We start from the raw sequence: 16,210 nt of genomic DNA, 5'->3' as shown, positions 1-16,210 counted from the left end.
GCCTTGCGTAGCGAGGGCGACAAACCCGGGAGGAGCCCCCATGAAAATCACCCGCCTTGAAACGGTGCGCGTCGCCGAGCGTGCCAACCTTCTCTGGCTGCTCGTCCACACGGACGAGGGACTGACCGGCCTCGGCGAAACCTTCTTCGGCGCAGAAACGGTCGAGGCCCATGTCCACGAATACATCGCACCGCGGGTCATCGGCCGCGATCCGTTGGAGATCGACCGGCTGTCCGCCGATCTCGTCGGCTATCTCGGCTTCCGCTCGTCGGGTGCCGAGGTGCGCGGCAATTCCGCCTTCGACATCGCGCTCTGGGATCTGTTCGGCAAGGCGACCAACCAGCCGATCGCCCAGCTTCTCGGGGGCTTCACCCGCCGCGAGATCCGCACCTACAACACCTGCGCCGGCACCGAATACATCAAAAAGGCGACCGGCCAGACGACCGCCAATTACGGGCTCGCTGAAGGCCGTGACTATGATGACCTGAACGGCTTCCTCCATCACGCCGACGAACTGGCCCAGTCCCTTCTCGAAGAAGGGATCACGGCGATGAAGATCTGGCCCTTCGACGCCGCGGCCGAGAAATCCAGGGGGCACTACATCTCCATGCCGGATCTCAAGCAGGCGCTTCAGCCCTTCGAGAAGATCCGCGCCGCCCTCGGCGACAAGATGGACATCATGGTCGAGTTCCATTCCATGTGGCAGTTGCTTCCGGCCATGCAAATTGCCAAGGCGCTCACCCCCTATCAGACCTTCTGGCACGAAGACCCGATCAAGATGGACAGTCTGTCTAGCCTCAAGCGTTATGCCGAAGTCTCCCCGGCGCCGATCTCGGCCTCGGAGACGCTCGGCTCGCGCTGGGCCTTCCGCGATTATCTCGAGACCGGGGCGGCCGGCGTGGTCATGCTGGACATTTCCTGGTGCGGTGGCCTGTCGGAAGCCCGCAAGATCGCCGCCATGGCCGAGGCCTGGCACCTGCCGGTCGCACCGCATGACTGCACCGGCCCTGTGGTTCTCTGCGCCTCCACCCATCTGTCGCTCAACGCACCCAATGCGCTGGTACAGGAAAGCGTTCGCGCCTTCTATCGCACTTGGTACCGTGACCTGGTCACCGCCCTTCCCGAGGTGAAGAACGGCATGATCACCGTGCCGCCCGGCCCCGGTCTCGGCATGGAACTCAATCCTGAACTCGAGCGGGCCTTTACGGTCACCCGTCGCATCTCCGATGCATCGACGATCTGAACGCCGCAAAAACTCTACGGATGAAAACAGAAATGGCAAACACCTCTGACACCCTTGGCACCAGCCGCTACCGCGCCATGGCAGGACCCGCGGTCATGCTGCTTGGCATGCTGATGTTCGCGCTGAACGACGCCATGGGCAAATGGCTCGTCGCCAGCTACGGACTCGGCCAGGTCATCCTGGTCCGCAGCATAGCCGCCTTGCTGATCCTCTCACCTTTCCTCTGGCTCGCCGGCAGGAAGCCGATCCTCGAGGCGGAGCAGCCGCTGATGCAGTTGGCCCGCGTCGTCTTCTCGACGATGGAGGTGTTCTGCTTCTATTACGCGGTCATGTATCTGCCGCTTGCCGACGTCATGACCTACTGGCTGGCCGCACCGATCTATGTCGCCGCCGCGTCGCCGCTTTTGCTCGGGGAAAAGGTCGGTTGGCGCCGCTGGAGCGCGATCTTCATCGGCTTCGTGGGTGTCATCATCACGCTCGAACCGTCCAGCGCCATGTTCACCATGCCGGCGATCATCTCCATCATCGGCACCTTCGCCTTCGCCTTCATGCTGCTCTCCGGGCGCAGTCTGCGCGGCACACCCGACAAGACGCTCGTTCTGTTCCAGGTCGGCGGCGCCGGCCTTGCTGGTCTCGTCTTCGCGCCGTTCGATTGGACGCCGCTGACCTCCGTATCCGAGCTTGCGCTTCTTGGACTGCTCGGTGTCGTCGCCATGGGGGCGCATATGCTGGTCAACCGCGCCCTGAAGATCTCGGATGCCGCGACCGTCGCCCCGCTGCAATATACTCTGCTGCTCTGGGCCATCCTGTTCGGCTGGATGTTCTTCGGCGACGTGCCGCGCCTCACCATGATGCTCGGCGCCGCCCTGATCGTCGGCTCCGGCATGTTCATCTTCTTCCGCGAACAGCAATTGAAGAGGTGCCAGCCCGACACCCCGCTCGACGTGCCGTGACCACAAGGCCATCCGCCCGATCTTTCAACAAAGGGTCCATTTCCCGCATTCGGCCCCCTTTCCCAGTCAGGCTTTCGACCCGCAAGGGGCGAGAATAAGAAGAAGGCCCGGGAGGTTGTCTCCCGGGCCTTCCTTCATTTCACTACCGGGCGGCTATGAACCCGGATCCATTGCCGTGTTCGGCTTACTTGCGGATTTCGGCAAGGTTGGCGAGGATTGCGTCGACGACATCGGCGCCGATCTCGGCCTTGTGCTTGTCATAGACGATCATCGACTTCTCGCGAATGCGAGCCTGTTCGTCTGCGGACAGCACGTTGACCTCGATGCCCTCCGCCTTGATCTTCTCCAGCGACTTCTTGTTCAGATCCTGGATAACCCTGCGCTCTTCGTCACGGCCGACTGCGGCGCATTCGCGGAGGGCTGCCTGTTCTTCCGGCGTGTAGGTATCGAAGATTGCCTTCGAGAACAGGAGAAGGAACGGCGTATAGGCGTGGTTGGTCTCGGTGACGTACTTCTGCACTTCATAGAACTTCGACGTGTCGATCGTCACATAGGGGTTTTCCTGCGCGTCGATCGCCTTGGTTTCCAGCGCCGAGAAGACTTCGCCGAAAGCCATCGGGGTCGCGTTGGCACCGAGGTTCTGGAAGGTGTCGAGGAAGATGTTGTTCTGCATGACGCGAACCTTCATGCCCTCGAAGTCTTCCCACTTGTTGACCGGGCGAACCGAGTTCGACAGGTTGCGGAAGCCGTTTTCCCAATAGGCCAGGTTCACCAGACCGGCTTCTTCGAGCTTCTTGTTCATCTGGTCGCCGAAATCGCCATCGAGAACCTTGTAGGCCTCGTCAGCGCTGGCAAAGAGGAACGGCAGGTCGAAGACCCCAAGCGCCGGCACGATGCCGACGAGCGGCGACGACGAGGTCACGACGGCTTCCTGGACGCCGGACCGCAGGGCCTGGGTCGCCTGAAGGTCACCGCCAAGCGCACCACCCCAAAACGCAGTGAGCTTGAGCTTGCCGCCGGACTTTTCGTCCAGGCAGGCCTGCATGGCATCGATACCGTTGCCAACCGGATGATCTGCATTGATGCCGTTCGATATGCGGATATTGCGTTCGTTGAACTCCGCAAAGGCCGGAGCCGCGGCGGAGCATGCGAATGCGATGGCAGTGGTGGTCAGAAGCAGTTTTCTCATATTATCCTCCCATGGATTGTTGAGTGTGAAATCGATGCACGCGGGCTGTCAACGCAGCCAGCGAGCGGGGACGAGAACCAGATCCGGGAACAGGATCAGGATGACGAGCACGACGATCTGCGCGACAAGGAAGGGCGCAACGCCCACCGTCACCTTGCCGAGCGGCACGCGCCCCACCCCGCTGACGACGTTCAGGACGACGCCCACAGGTGGGGTCAGAAGGCCGATGCAGGTATTCATAATGAACAGGACGCCGAAATAGACCGGGTCGATACCCGCCTGCTTGACGATCGGCATCAGCACGGGCGTCAGGATCAGGATGGTCGGCGTCAGGTCGAGCGCGGTACCGACAATCAGCACAAGCAGCATGATGGCGAACATCAGCAGCGTCGGGCGATCGATCAACGGCTCGATGAAGCCGGTGATCTCGGCAGGAATGTTGGCAGCCGTGATCAGCCAGGCGGAAACAAGCGCTGCGCAGACCAGGAACATGACCACTGACGTAGTCTTGGCCGCCCGAAGAATAACCCCCGACAGTTCGCTAGGCTTCAGTTCCCGGTAAATGACCATCCCGACGAAGAGCGCGTAGGCCGCTGCAACGACAGCGGCTTCGGTTGGCGTCACGACGCCTGCCTTGATGCCTCCGAGGATGATTACCGGCATGCCGAGTGCCCAGAGTGCACGGCCGGTCACCCGAAGGCGTTCTTTCATCGGCGTGCGGGGCAGCGCCTCGACCTTGTCCTTGCGGACGACAATCAGCCAGGTGATGATCAGCGCAGTAGCCATCATCAGACCTGGCGCAATACCGGCCATGAAGAGCTGCGTGATCGAAACGTTCGCGGCGACACCGAAGACGATAAAGGCCATGGACGGCGGTATGACCGGGGCGATGACGCCGCCCGCGGCGATCAGGCCGGCAGAGCGCGGCACATTGTAGCCGGCCTTGGCCATCATCGGAATGAGAATGGCGGCAAGCGCTGCCGTGTCGGCCGCGGCGGAGCCGGAAATGCTGGCCATGATGACGGCGGCCATGATCGCGACAATGCCGAGACCGCCGCGAATGTGGCCGACACAGGCGATGGCGAAATCGATGATCCGCTTGGACAGGCCGCCGGCATTCATCAATTCACCCGCGAGGATGAAGAAGGGAATGGCGAGCAGCGTGAAAGTGTCGGCACCCGCGATCATGTTCTGGGCAATGATCTGTGTGTTGAACATGCCCATGAACCACATGAGCATGACACCGCAGAACATCAGCGCAAACGCGACCGGCACGCCGATCGCCATGGCGCCAAGCAGCGAAGCGATAAATACGACCAGAGTCATCAGACACGCTCCGAGAGATGCTCGAGGTCCATGTTCTCTCCGGCAAACGCGGCGATTTCTTCCTCGGTGACCCGACCGGTCAACAGGCGGAACAGGCGCTCGAGTGCGATCAGCACAACGCCGGCGCCAGTGAAGAACCCGATTCCATAGACCCAGATCATCGGCAGTTTGGTAACCGGCGCTGCCATGCTGGCATTGATCGGAGCCTGCTTCCAGGTGCCCCAGAAGAAGATCGCCGACACGGCGATGATGATGATGTTCGCCAGGATCATGCAGATGATCCGGCCCTTGCGGCCGAAGAGCATGACCAGCGTTTCCACGCCGACATGCGAGTGTTCACGGAATGCGACAACCGCGCCGATGAACGTCAGCCAGACGAAGAAATAGCGCGACAACTCGTCCGATATATTGAGACCCGAATTGAAACCGTAGCGCAGCACCACGTTGACGAAGACCATCACGGCCATGGCCGAGAGGAGGAAGATCAACAGGAACTCGAGAATACGATAGAATGTGTCGGTTGCCCTTTGCATGATCAGTCCCATCAAACCTTGTCCAGAAGGCCGCGGGAGGCCAGGTTACGGATCAGCGCCGTCGTGCCAAAGGTCCATTCGGGGCAGGCGTCGCTGCGCTCGACCCAATTGATGAGGCGGCCGAGCTTCGGCGTGGCGATTTCTACCCGGTCGCCGATCTCATGCGTAAAGCCCTGGCCTGCACCGCGGCGGTCTTTGACCGGCGCGAACATGGTACCGAGAAAGAGCACGGCGCCATCCGGATATTGATGATTTCGGTTGATGAGCTGGCGGGCAAGATCGGCGGGCTTACGGCTGATCGCCTCCATCGGGCTCTCCCCCGTCATGACGAAACCGTCCTTGCCTTCGACGAGCAGCGAAACGCGGACACGGCCGAGATCTTCGAGCGAGAAAGCGCCGTCGAACAGGCGGATGAAAGGTCCGACCGAACAGGAAGCGTTATTGTCCTTGGCCTTGCCGAGAAGTAGGGCCGAGCGGCCCTCGACATCGCGCAGGTTGACGTCGTTGCCAAGCGTCGCACCGACGATCTCGCCAGTGGAACGCAGCGCGAGCACGACTTCCGGCTCTGGGTTGTTCCATTCCGAAATCGGATGAATGCCGACGTGGGCACCGCAGCCGACGGCCGACATAGGCTGTGCCTTGGTAAAGATCTCCGCATCGGGACCAATGCCGACTTCGAGATATTGAGACCAAAGGTTCATGTCCTGCAATAGCGACTTGACGCGCGCAGCCTGTTCGGAACCTGCGACGACGCCGCGCAGACTGTCGCCCAGCACCGGCGCAAGCCGTGTCCGAATATCGCGCGCTCGGGAAGCGTCGCCCTTGGCCTGCTCTTCGATCACCCGCTCCAGCATGCTGTCGGCAAAGGTCACGCCCGCCGCCTTGATCGCCTGCAGATCGACCGGGGCCAGCAGTTCGCCAGCCTCTCCGGACAGAAAGTCGTCAAGCGAACCAAGCTCGGCAAGGCCGCTCTCGCTCTTCAAGCGGGCAGCAATATCCTCGATTTCGAGAAGGGAAGAAACGGTAGCAGATAGCAGTGAAAGATCCAGCAGACGGCCATTCCGCACAAGGACCGGGCATGGCCCGTCGACAGCCTTCGACCAGACGCGCCCGACCAACAAGGCTTCGGCGGCATCTTCGGGCAAAATTTGCGCGGCAATCAGCGAATGCGTGGAACCCAAGACCATCCTCCCCGGTTTGTAGACTTCAGGCTCGCCCTCCAGCGCGCCTGCCCTATTGTCAGGATGTCTGACAACATTACCTGAAACGTTTTAGTCGGTCTTTTTCCAACTGTCTAGCGGCCAATATTGTTTTGCTAATGCAATTTTCACCACCTTGTCCAAGGTCCAGTGGACCGTGGCCGCGATGGCATTTTCAATATGACTCGAGCTTGAGACCGAGCCGACCGGTCGCCCCGAGCAAGTGCCGGCGCATGGCCGCGCGCGCCCGCTGCGGATCACGGCTCGCCACCGCGTCGCGGATCGCCAGATGCTCGGCGATCGTCACCTCGACAATCTCTTCTAGCACGGCTGCGGCCCGCGCAGCATTGATCGCCAGACTGATACGCTCGGCAATAAAGCCGATGAACAGCGAAAAATACTCGTTCTTGGTGGCCGCCGCGAGGATACGGTGAAAGGCAAGATCGGCGACGATGCCCTGATCCGTCCATTTGTCGGCGCCGGTCATTGCCGCCAACGTCTCGTCCAGCTTGCGGAGATCGTCGCCATCATGGTGCACGGCTGCAAGACCCGCAGCCTCGATCTCAAGCGGCAGACGCAGCTGGAACAATTCGCGGAAACTCTCGCGGTCGTGCAAGTCATCCTGCTCGATCCGGATAGACTGACGAGCCCGCTGCTCCGTGACGAAGGCACCGACACCTTGGCGGGTCTCCACCAGTCGCTCGTTGCGCAATTGAGCGATCGCCTCGCGCACCACCGAGCGGCTGACGCCGAATCCCTTGGCAAGCACATGCTCCGTGGGCAGTTTCTCGCCCGGCAGGATACGGCCCTCCGCAATGTCTCGGGCAATTTGTGAGGAGATGCGCGCGGGCAAATGCTCGTTGCGCCTGATCTGACCGAAATCCACCGTCATGTCGCCCTCTCCCTACCGTAACCGGCGTTCTTCTATGAATCGCGCGCGAAGTTCAATTGGCAACCGGGATTTATGACGAAAGTCGGATCGATGGCACCCTTGAGAGCGGTGAGCAGCTTGCGCCGCACATCCGGCAGCCGGGCTTCGAAATCCGTCTTCTTCAATCGGCCGATGCCGTGTTCCGCACTGATCGATCCGTGATAGGCATCGAGGACGGTATTGATCGCGACCTTGGCCTTGTAGATCTGCGCGGCGCTCTCTTCCGGCGAAAGTCCTGCGGGCGGCAGCACGTTCAGATGCACATTGCCGTCGCCGACGTGACCATAGGACACGCTGACGCAATCCGGCAGCGCCGCAGCCACCGCAGCTTCCGCGTCGCGGACGAAATCGGCGAGCCTAGACAGCGGTACGGAAACATCGGTGCGCAAATGCGGCCCGCGCTTCGCCTGGCCCTCGTTCATTCCTTCACGGAAGAGCCAGAGATTGCGGGCCTGACTTTCCGAAGTGGCGATGACGCCATCGGCGACCAGTCCCTCTTCCATCACGCCCCCGAGGAAGCGCTCCATCAGGTCGGCAATGTCGACCAGGCCTGATCCGGAGATTTCCATCAGCGCATAAGCCGGATAGTTGCCAGCCATCGGCATCGCGAGATCGGGGATCGCTTCGCGGGCCAGCACGAAGGCAAGCGGCGGCATGAATTCAAAGGCCGATAGGAGGTCGCAGCAATCCCGACGCGCCCGGCGATAAAGCGCGATCACATCATCCAGAGCGTTGAGGCCGACAAGCGCTGTCGCCACTTGATCGGGCGCCGGCATCAGTTTGACGGACACGGCAGTAATGATCCCGAGCGTGCCTTCCGCACCGATGAAGAGTTGCTTGAGATCAATGCCGCGATTGTCCTTGCGCAGCGTCGAGAGGCCGTCGAAGATCGTCCCGTCCGGCAGCACGACCTCGAGGCCAAGCACCAGTTCGCGCGTCATCCCGTAACGCAACACGTTGATGCCGCCGGCATTGGTCGAGACATTGCCGCCGATCCGGCAGGAACCCTGGGCGCCGAGCGCCAACGGAAAGAACATGCCTTCACGCGCAACGGCATCCTTTAATTCCGACAGAATGCACCCCGCCTCGACCACCGCCGAGAAATCATCGACATCGATGCGCCGGATCCGGGCCATCCGTTCGAGGCAGATCACCACCTGGCTGTCGGGTTGATCCGGCGTCGCGCCAAGCACGAGACCGGTATTGCCGCCCTGCGGTACGATCGAAAGCCCAAGGGATGCACAAGCCCGCACGGCCGTGGCGACCTCCTCTGTCGAGCGAGGGCGGAGAACCGCGACCGCACCCGTCGTCACGTCGCCATGCCAGTCCCGGCAATAGCGCAGGACATCTTCGCCGACCAGCACCATGTCCGGTCCCAGCGCCCGGCGCAGGCCCTCCTGCCGGTCATCCGCCACTACTGCCGCCTCGCCCCATCCGCTCAAGATCGCATTCTCCGCTCGCCGCGGAACCAACCATTGCCGGTTCATGGCGGCATCGCCAACAATTCTGTTTTCAAAACCATCATATAAGGTTATCAGACAACCTTACAATATTTGTTTTGAGCAGCTTGTATTTTGTCGGAATGTCACCGCCAAGCCCTGCCGGAGGAGGAAAATCCATGCATATCCTGATCATCGGCGCCGCCGGAATGGTGGGCCGCAAGCTTGCCGACCGCCTGACGCGCGACGGTGCGCTCGGCGGCCGCCCGATCAAGGCCATGACCTTGGTCGACGTGGTCACCCCGGACGCTCCAGCCGGTTTTGCCGGCAAGGTAACGCTGGAGACTGTCGATCTTTCCGCATCCGGCGAAGCGGCACGTCTTATCGCCGGCCGACCCGACGTGGTCTTCCATCTGGCAGCGATCGTCTCTGGCGAGGCGGAGCTCGACTTCGACAAGGGCTATCGGATCAACCTCGACGGCACGCGGTACCTTTTCGACGCCATCCGTATCGCCAATGGCGAGGACGGCTACAAGCCGCGTGTCGTCTTCACCTCGTCGATCGCCGTGTTCGGCGCTCCCCTGCCCTATCCCATCCCGGACGAATTCCACACCACGCCGCTCACGAGTTACGGCACTCAGAAGGCCATTTGCGAATTGCTGCTGGCCGACTATTCGCGCCGCAGCTTCTTCGACGGCATCGGCATCCGTCTGCCGACGGTCTGTATCCGCCCCGGCAAGCCGAACAAGGCTGCCTCCGGCTTCTTCTCCAACATCCTGCGCGAGCCGCTGGTCGGCCAGGAAGCCGTGCTTCCCGTCTCCGACGACGTGCGCCACTGGCATGCCTCGCCGCGCTCGGCCGTCGGCTTCCTGATCCACGGCGCCACAATCGACCTCGACAAGGTCGGCCCGCGCCGCAACCTATCCATGCCGGGCCTGAGCGCCACCGTCGGTGAGCAAATCGAGGCGCTGCGGCGCGTGGCGGGGGATAAGGCGGTCGCACTCATTCGCCGCGAACCGGACGAAATGATCATGCGCATGTGCGCCGGATGGGCGCCGGGCTTCGAGGCCAAGCGTGCTCGCGAACTTGGCTTCACCGCCGAGACCTCGTTCGACGAAATCATCCGCGTGCATATCGAGGACGAACTGGGAGGCAAGCTGTGATGTCAGCGGAAACAGCCTACGCATCCCGCCGCATCGCCTTTCTCGGCACTGGCTTGATGGGCGCACCGATGGTCCGCCGCCTTCGCAACGCGGGTTTCGCTGTCACCGTCTGGAACCGTGACCCGTCCAAGGCAGAGGCACTCCGCACCGACGGCGCGAGCGTTGCCGCTTCCGCCGCCGACGCCGCGCGCGGCGCCGATGTCGTCTTCACCATGCTGAGCGACGGCACGGCGGTAACGGAGGTCCTGTTCAACCAGGGCGTTGCCGACATATTGAAACCCGGAGCGATCGTTGTCGATAGCTCGTCGATCGCCCCGCCGATTGCCCGCGAGCATTCCGAAAAGCTGGCGCAGCGGCAAGTGCACCACATTGATGCGCCGGTGTCGGGCGGCGTAGTCGGGGCCGAGGCGGGCACGCTGGCAATCATGGCCGGCGGCGATGCGGCCATTGTCGAGAGCCTTGCCAACGTCTTTGCCGCCCTCGGCCGCGTCACCTATGTCGGCCCTTCGGGCGCCGGACAGATCTGCAAGCTCGCCAACCAGCAGATCGTCGCAATCACCATTGGTGCCGTCGCCGAGGCGATGATCCTGGTCGAGGCGGGTGGCGCCAGCCGCGAGAAATTCCGCGAGGCGATCCGCGGCGGTTTCGCCGAAAGCCGCATCCTCGACCTGCACGGCGCCCGCATGGTGGCGCGTAGCTTCGCGCCTGGCGGCCCCTCGCGCCTGCAGCTGAAGGACCTTGATGCCGTCGCGGCCATGGCCGACCTGTTCAATCTCGACCTGCCGCTCACCGCTATGGTGCGCGACGAATTCCGCGATTTCGTCGCAGACGGCGGCGGCCAGAAAGACCATAGTGGTCTTCTGCTGCATCTCGAAAAGATCAATCATCGCCAGCGGGAGGAGAACCAATGAGCGAAGAAACCAAGACGGGCCGACGCCTGCGCTCGCAGAACTGGTTCGACAACCCCGACCATATCGATCTGACCGCGCTCTATCTCGAGCGCTTCATGAACTACGGCACGACGCCGGAAGAGCTGCGCTCCGGCAAGCCGATCATCGGCATCGCCCAATCCGGCAGCGACCTCAACCCCTGCAATCGCCACCACCTCGACCTCGCCAAGCGCCTGCGCGACGGCATTCGCGACGCCGGCGGCATTCCCATCGAGTTCCCCACCCATCCGCTGTTCGAGAACTGCAAGCGCCCGACCGCGGCGCTCGACCGCAACCTCGCCTATCTCGGCCTGGTCGAGATCCTCTACGGCTATCCGCTCGACGGAGTCGTTCTGACCACCGGCTGCGACAAGACCACGCCGTCGGCGCTGATGGCGGCCTCCACGGTCGACATTCCGGCGATCGTGTTCTCCGGCGGCCCGATGCTGGACGGCTGGCATGACGGCGACCTCGTCGGTTCCGGCACCGTGATCTGGCGCTCGCGCCGCAAGCTCGCCGCGGGCGAGATCACCCGCGAGGAATTCCTCGAGGCGGCGCTCAATTCAGCGCCCTCGGTCGGCCACTGCAACACCATGGGAACGGCATCGACGATGAACGCCATGGCCGAAGCGCTTGGCATGTCGCTGACAGGCTGCGCCGCCATTCCGGCCGCCTATCGCGAGCGCGGCCAGATGGCCTACCGCACCGGCCGCCGCGCAGTCGAACTGGTCCTCCAGGACATCAAGCCGTCCGACATTCTCACCCGCGCCGCCTTCCTCAACGCCATCAAGGTCAATTCGGCAATCGGCGGCTCGACCAATGCCCAGCCGCATCTTGCCGCCATGGCCAAGCATGCCGGGGTCGAACTTCATCCGGACGACTGGCAGGTCCATGGCTTCGACATTCCGCTGCTCGCCAACGTCCAGCCGGCTGGTGCCTATCTCGGCGAGGGCTTCCACCGTGCCGGCGGCGTACCGGCGATCATGTGGGAACTGCTGAAAGCCGGCAAGCTCGACGGCGCCTGTCCGACCGTCACCGGCAAGAGCATGGCCGAGAACTTGGAGGGCCGTGAATCCCAGGACCGCGAGGTCATCAAGCCCTATGACGCGCCGATGCGCGAACGCGCCGGCTTCCTGGTGCTGAAGGGCAATCTGTTCGACTTCGCCATCATGAAGATGAGCGTTGTGTCGGAGGGCTTCCGCGAGCGCTACCTGCAGGAACCGGGTCGTGAAGGCGTGTTCGACGGCAAGGCCGTGGTGTTCGACGGCTCCGAAGACTATCACGCCCGCATCAACGATCCGGCCCTCGACATCGACGAGAACACCATTCTGGTGATCCGCGGCGCAGGGCCCATGGGCTGGCCCGGCTCGGCCGAAGTGGTCAACATGCAGCCGCCAGACCACCTGCTGAAGAGGGGTATCATGAGCCTGCCGACCATCGGCGACGGCCGCCAGTCGGGCACCGCCGACAGCCCTTCGATCCTCAACGCCTCGCCGGAAAGTGCAGCCGGCGGCGGTCTCGCCTGGGTGAGGACCGGCGACGTGATCCGCATCGACTTCAACCAGGGGCTTTGCAACATGCTGGTGGACGAGGCGGAACTCGCCCGCCGCAAGGGCGAGGGTATCCCCAAGGTGCCGGCTGACGCGACCCCGTGGCAGCGGATCTACCGCCAGACGGTCACACAGCTCTCCGAGGGAGCGACGATCAAGGGCGCGGACGAATTCCGCCAACTGGCGAAGACGCCGCCGCGCCACAACCACTGACACAACTTCGATCGCGGGAAACCGATCCCCGATCACATCCTCGTTCCTCGCGGCCCGCCAGTTTGACCTTGCCGGCCGCGAGCCCCATTTAAGGGTGGAACTCACACCCCCGAGGAGGATGGCATGACAACAAACACCGAACGCGCCGTATTGGCTGGCGGATGCTTCTGGGGCATGCAGCAACTGACCCGCAGGATGCCGGGTGTTCTCTCAACCCGCGTGGGCTATACCGGCGGCGACGTGGCGAACGCCACCTACCGCAATCACGGCACCCATGCCGAAGGCATCGAGATCACCTTCGACCCGGCGAAAGTCAGCTACCGCGACCTTCTGGAATTCTTCTTCCAGATCCATGATCCGACCACGCCCAACCGCCAGGGCAACGACATCGGCATGAGCTACCGCTCGGCGATCTACTATACGAGCGAAGAACAGAAACGCGTGGCCGAGGACACCATCGCCGACGTCAACGCGTCAGGCTTGTGGCCCGGCACCGTGGTAACCGAAGTCGATCCCGTCGGCGATTTCTGGGAAGCGGAACCGGAGCACCAGGACTACCTGGAGCGCATTCCGAACGGCTATACCTGCCATTTCCCGCGGCCGAACTGGAAACTGCCCCGTCGCGCCGCCTGAGCGGACAAACAGACAAGTACAGACGCCGCCGATCCATCAGACCCGGCGGCGTTTCTGCGTGTCAGAGCACGGCGCTCATGCCACCATCGACATAGATGATCTGGCCGTTGACGTAGTCCGAGGCTGACGAGGCAAGGAAGACGGCGGCCCCCACCAGTTCCTCCGGACGCCCCCAACGCCGCGACGGCGTGCGCCCCTTCACCCAGGCGTCGAACTGCGGATTGCTGGTGAGCGCTTCGTTCATGTCCGTCAGCATGTAGCCAGGACCGATGGCATTGGCCTGGATGCCATGCTCGGCCCACTCGGCCGCCATCGACTGGGTCAACAGCTTGATGCCGCCTTTCGCCGCCGTGTAGGGCGCGACCGTCGGGCGGGCAAAGGCGCTCATAAGGGAGCCTATATTGACGATCTTGCCACGCCCGCGCGGGATCATGCGCTTGGCCGCTTCGCGACCGACGAAGAAGGCGCTGGTCAGGTTCGTGTCAATCACCCGCCGCCATTCCTCGGCCTCAAGTTCAACGAGTGGCTTGCGAAGCTGGATGCCGGCATTATTGACGAGAATGTCGATCTCGATACCCGCCGCATCCAGCCGCCTGAAGGCAGCGACGACGGCCGCTTCATCGGTCACGTCGAAGGGCTCGGCAAGAACGGCACGTCCTTGCGACGCCAGGGTGCCAGCGGCTTTCGCCAGCCGGTCGGCATCCATGCCGTTCAGCACGAGCCGGGCACCGGCTTCGGCGAGACCGATGGCGATAGCCTGTCCGAGTCCGCGCGACGAACCGGTCACGAGGGCGGTTTTGCCTTCGAGGCTGAATAGCGGATTTTTCAACTCTGTCACTCCAAATGCCGTGATTCGCGCGGCTCCCCTGCCCGCCGCCAAGGCCGACAGGATCACGCCCGCGTCCGACTATAGAGGATCCGAAACCATGTGGAAGTCGCTGACCCGCCTTTAGACTCTCATCCGGCAGGCGGCGTCAACGAACGTCTCGGCAACCGTCTTGGCTCGCCACTCCGGCCAGGTCACACGGTCGAGACGTGCGGCGGCCCACCTCAAGCAAGCTATTAGCTGTGCGCGCCAAAGAACTGTCGGTTGCCGCAAAAATCGGGGCCGAGGCCCGGCTGATGCTCGGAACATCCGTTGAGCCAGGATTCACATGCGTCGCTGTGGCGGCAGAAAACGCAAGATCGCACCGCCCGCGCCAAACTCAATCCGAGTTGCTCTTGTCCGGCCAACTCTTGGTCTACACCCAGCCGCTCCATCATCAGGCCCATCAAATGAGCCTGACGTTCGAGCCGCGTCTCGACTTTTTCCACGATGCCCATCCTACCTCTCCCTCATCCCGAACATTTGTGGATAAATATATCGCTCTCGCTCCCGGTCGCGATTGATCCAGCGCAAGCTGCTGGAATTATCCAGTCGCCCCCGAAAAGCACGAAGGCGTCATGAATTGCTCCGCCTTCGTGCAGGCGAATGACGATGCAGGTGCGCTGGTCGCATTGCCTTGCTTTTGACACCCTGACGACATCGAGATTTTGCAGTCCCGTTGTAGCTTCTGTGCAAAGCAGGAGGAGGAATGCCATGCAGGACATGACGATTTCAGAGGTTTTGACGGATCCGCTGATCGGAGAATTGCTGCGCGCCGACAAGGTAAGCCACGCATCCTTCGCTCAATTGCTCGAAGACGCAGCCAACGGTGGCGCCAATCGGCCTGCGACAGACAGCAGGTGCTCACAAAGGCAATCGCTGGCACGGCAGAGTGACGAGCAGCAATCGGCGGCCTGACGGCTGCTTCGGCCGGTGCAGGTCCGTGATCTGGCGCTGTGTAGCCCGCTCAACGGGAAAGCAGGGGCTTGAGAAACGGGCCTGACAATAGCGTTTCGCTATCGATGCGGTGATGCGCGATGGATCCCCTGGCTGCAATTTCTCCGTGGTGGAGCATTGAAAGCAGGGTTGCCGCATAGCCTGTTGCGACCGAAGTAAGGGCATTGAATGGCCCCAGGCTCCGGTTCGGCGAAAAGCGGTGGCAGATCGTTCGCTCCGTCGGCTGGCGGCCGCGATAGCCGCGGGCGGTGACGACCAGAAGAAGGACATCGTCCTCGATGACTGGCAAGCCGTTGTAGAGAAGCGATCGCAGCATGTCGCGGCGATTGCGAAGTCCGAGATCATCGAGCAGGAAGCGCATGTAGTCGAGATGGCCGGGATAGCGGATCGTCTTGAACGTCACGTTCTTCGGGGCGGATTCGGAGAAGATCGACAGATCCTCGACCCCGCCCGATGTGACGAATTCCTCATAGCTTACGCCGTCGATGCTCAGTTGGCCATATTCCTCGAGTGGCGCGACCCACACCGCGTGGCCGTCACGGATCGCAGCACTCGGTCGGGTGTATTCGTCGATCAGGCCGTCGACATTCCAGATCTGGCCGTAGCCGAGGCGGTTGGTCGGGTAGCGCGGTATGGCGCCGACCCGGATGGTCAGATCGGTCACCGGGGAGAAGGCACTCAGCAACCCGTAAGCGACATTGCCGATCATTCCTGGCGAAACACCACATCCGTTAAAGACGGCACGGTTCTCGGCGAGCGGTGCGAGGATGGCCCGCGTTCCCGGTCGGGCGCATGAGAAATCGAGGTAGTGCACATTTGCCCGCGATGCTGCCTGTGCAACCTCGTTCACGGCCCCTTCTGGCACCGCCGCCACTGCGACGTCCTGGCCGGACAGCAGTCCCTGCAACTCGTCGCCGTGGCCGAAGGCATGTAGCGTCGCCTTGACGTTCATTGTGCGCAGGCGATCAAGCGCCTCCTCCGACCGGTCGATGACCTGTACGGCAAAATCGTCGCTGGCCGACAATGCCATTGCCAGTGCCGAGCCGATTTCACCGGCACCGAATATGCTGACCTTCAGTTTCGCCAT

Annotated in this window: 16 protein-coding genes; 7 read left to right on the top strand and 9 right to left on the bottom strand. The window is 62.4% G+C overall.

What is annotated here, in order from left to right:
• Positions 1-40: 40 nt before the first annotated feature.
• Positions 41-1,243 (top strand): mandelate racemase/muconate lactonizing enzyme family protein, encoded by a 1,203-nt coding sequence (locus tag ACWPVA_RS00710; protein ID WP_454285835.1) that lies wholly within the window; start codon positions 41-43, stop codon positions 1,241-1,243.
• A gap of 77 nt (positions 1,244-1,320) precedes the next feature.
• Positions 1,321-2,196 carry a DMT family transporter gene (locus ACWPVA_RS00705; protein ID WP_454289496.1) on the top strand — a complete coding sequence of 292 codons (876 nt, stop codon included), beginning with the start codon at positions 1,321-1,323 and terminating at the stop codon, positions 2,194-2,196.
• A 184-nt stretch (positions 2,197-2,380) separates the two neighbouring features.
• Here ACWPVA_RS00705 and ACWPVA_RS00700 read toward each other — a convergent pair whose 3' ends face one another.
• The 6 genes from ACWPVA_RS00700 to ACWPVA_RS00675 all read right to left on the bottom strand — a co-directional run bounded on the left by ACWPVA_RS00700 (position 2,381) and on the right by ACWPVA_RS00675 (position 8,789).
• Entirely contained in the window at positions 2,381-3,385 is a 1,005-nt protein-coding gene (locus ACWPVA_RS00700; RefSeq protein WP_454285834.1) for a TRAP transporter substrate-binding protein, read from the bottom strand.
• A gap of 48 nt (positions 3,386-3,433) precedes the next feature.
• A complete protein-coding gene (locus tag ACWPVA_RS00695) occupies positions 3,434-4,711 on the bottom strand; it encodes a TRAP transporter large permease (protein ID WP_454285833.1) in 1,278 nt (425 codons plus the stop codon).
• Positions 4,711-5,244 (bottom strand): TRAP transporter small permease, encoded by a 534-nt coding sequence (locus ACWPVA_RS00690; RefSeq protein ID WP_454289495.1) that lies wholly within the window; start codon positions 5,242-5,244, stop codon positions 4,711-4,713. The genes ACWPVA_RS00695 and ACWPVA_RS00690 overlap by 1 nt, the downstream gene beginning before the upstream one ends.
• Positions 5,245-5,255: 11 nt before the next feature.
• A complete protein-coding gene (locus ACWPVA_RS00685) occupies positions 5,256-6,425 on the bottom strand; it encodes a fumarylacetoacetate hydrolase family protein (RefSeq protein WP_454285832.1) in 1,170 nt (389 codons plus the stop codon).
• Between the two features lie 193 nt (positions 6,426-6,618).
• On the bottom strand, positions 6,619-7,335 hold the full coding sequence (locus ACWPVA_RS00680; protein WP_454285831.1) for a FadR/GntR family transcriptional regulator: 717 nt from the start codon (positions 7,333-7,335) through the stop codon (positions 6,619-6,621).
• Between the two features lie 32 nt (positions 7,336-7,367).
• Positions 7,368-8,789, bottom strand: a complete 1,422-nt coding sequence (locus tag ACWPVA_RS00675; RefSeq protein ID WP_454289494.1) for an FAD-binding oxidoreductase — start codon at positions 8,787-8,789, stop codon at positions 7,368-7,370.
• A 203-nt stretch (positions 8,790-8,992) separates the two neighbouring features.
• On the opposite strand from ACWPVA_RS00675, the gene denD reads away from it, so the two are divergent.
• The 4 genes from denD to msrA all read left to right on the top strand — a co-directional run bounded on the left by denD (position 8,993) and on the right by msrA (position 13,301).
• Positions 8,993-9,976, top strand: coding sequence for a D-erythronate dehydrogenase (gene denD, locus ACWPVA_RS00670; RefSeq protein ID WP_454285830.1), 984 nt, complete (start codon positions 8,993-8,995; stop codon positions 9,974-9,976).
• Complete coding sequence (locus ACWPVA_RS00665) at positions 9,976-10,887, top strand: NAD(P)-dependent oxidoreductase (protein WP_454285829.1); 912 nt, start codon at positions 9,976-9,978, stop codon at positions 10,885-10,887. Before denD ends, ACWPVA_RS00665 begins: the two co-directional genes overlap by 1 nt.
• Positions 10,884-12,668, top strand: a complete 1,785-nt coding sequence (locus ACWPVA_RS00660; protein WP_454285828.1) for an IlvD/Edd family dehydratase — start codon at positions 10,884-10,886, stop codon at positions 12,666-12,668. The genes ACWPVA_RS00665 and ACWPVA_RS00660 overlap by 4 nt, the downstream gene beginning before the upstream one ends.
• Before the next feature lie 123 nt (positions 12,669-12,791).
• Positions 12,792-13,301: a peptide-methionine (S)-S-oxide reductase MsrA gene (gene msrA, locus ACWPVA_RS00655; RefSeq protein ID WP_454285827.1), complete on the top strand. Its 510-nt coding sequence runs from the start codon at positions 12,792-12,794 to the stop codon at positions 13,299-13,301.
• A gap of 61 nt (positions 13,302-13,362) precedes the next feature.
• Here msrA and ACWPVA_RS00650 read toward each other — a convergent pair whose 3' ends face one another.
• Complete coding sequence (locus ACWPVA_RS00650) at positions 13,363-14,130, bottom strand: SDR family oxidoreductase (RefSeq protein WP_454289493.1); 768 nt, start codon at positions 14,128-14,130, stop codon at positions 13,363-13,365.
• A gap of 233 nt (positions 14,131-14,363) precedes the next feature.
• Positions 14,364-14,624 (bottom strand): DUF6455 family protein, encoded by a 261-nt coding sequence (locus ACWPVA_RS00645; protein WP_454285826.1) that lies wholly within the window; start codon positions 14,622-14,624, stop codon positions 14,364-14,366.
• 256 nt (positions 14,625-14,880) lie between these two features.
• Between ACWPVA_RS00645 and ACWPVA_RS00640 the strand changes: the two genes are divergently transcribed.
• Complete coding sequence (locus tag ACWPVA_RS00640; RefSeq protein WP_454285825.1) at positions 14,881-15,084, top strand: hypothetical protein; 204 nt, start codon at positions 14,881-14,883, stop codon at positions 15,082-15,084.
• 49 nt (positions 15,085-15,133) lie between these two features.
• On the opposite strand, the gene ACWPVA_RS00635 is transcribed toward ACWPVA_RS00640, so the two are convergent.
• Positions 15,134-16,210 carry a saccharopine dehydrogenase family protein gene (locus ACWPVA_RS00635; RefSeq protein WP_454285824.1) on the bottom strand — a complete coding sequence of 359 codons (1,077 nt, stop codon included), beginning with the start codon at positions 16,208-16,210 and terminating at the stop codon, positions 15,134-15,136.

The organism is Rhizobium arsenicireducens (genome assembly GCF_964021225.1).
Note: the sequence above shows the minus strand (reverse complement) of the source record. Positions and strands in the feature narration are given on the sequence as shown.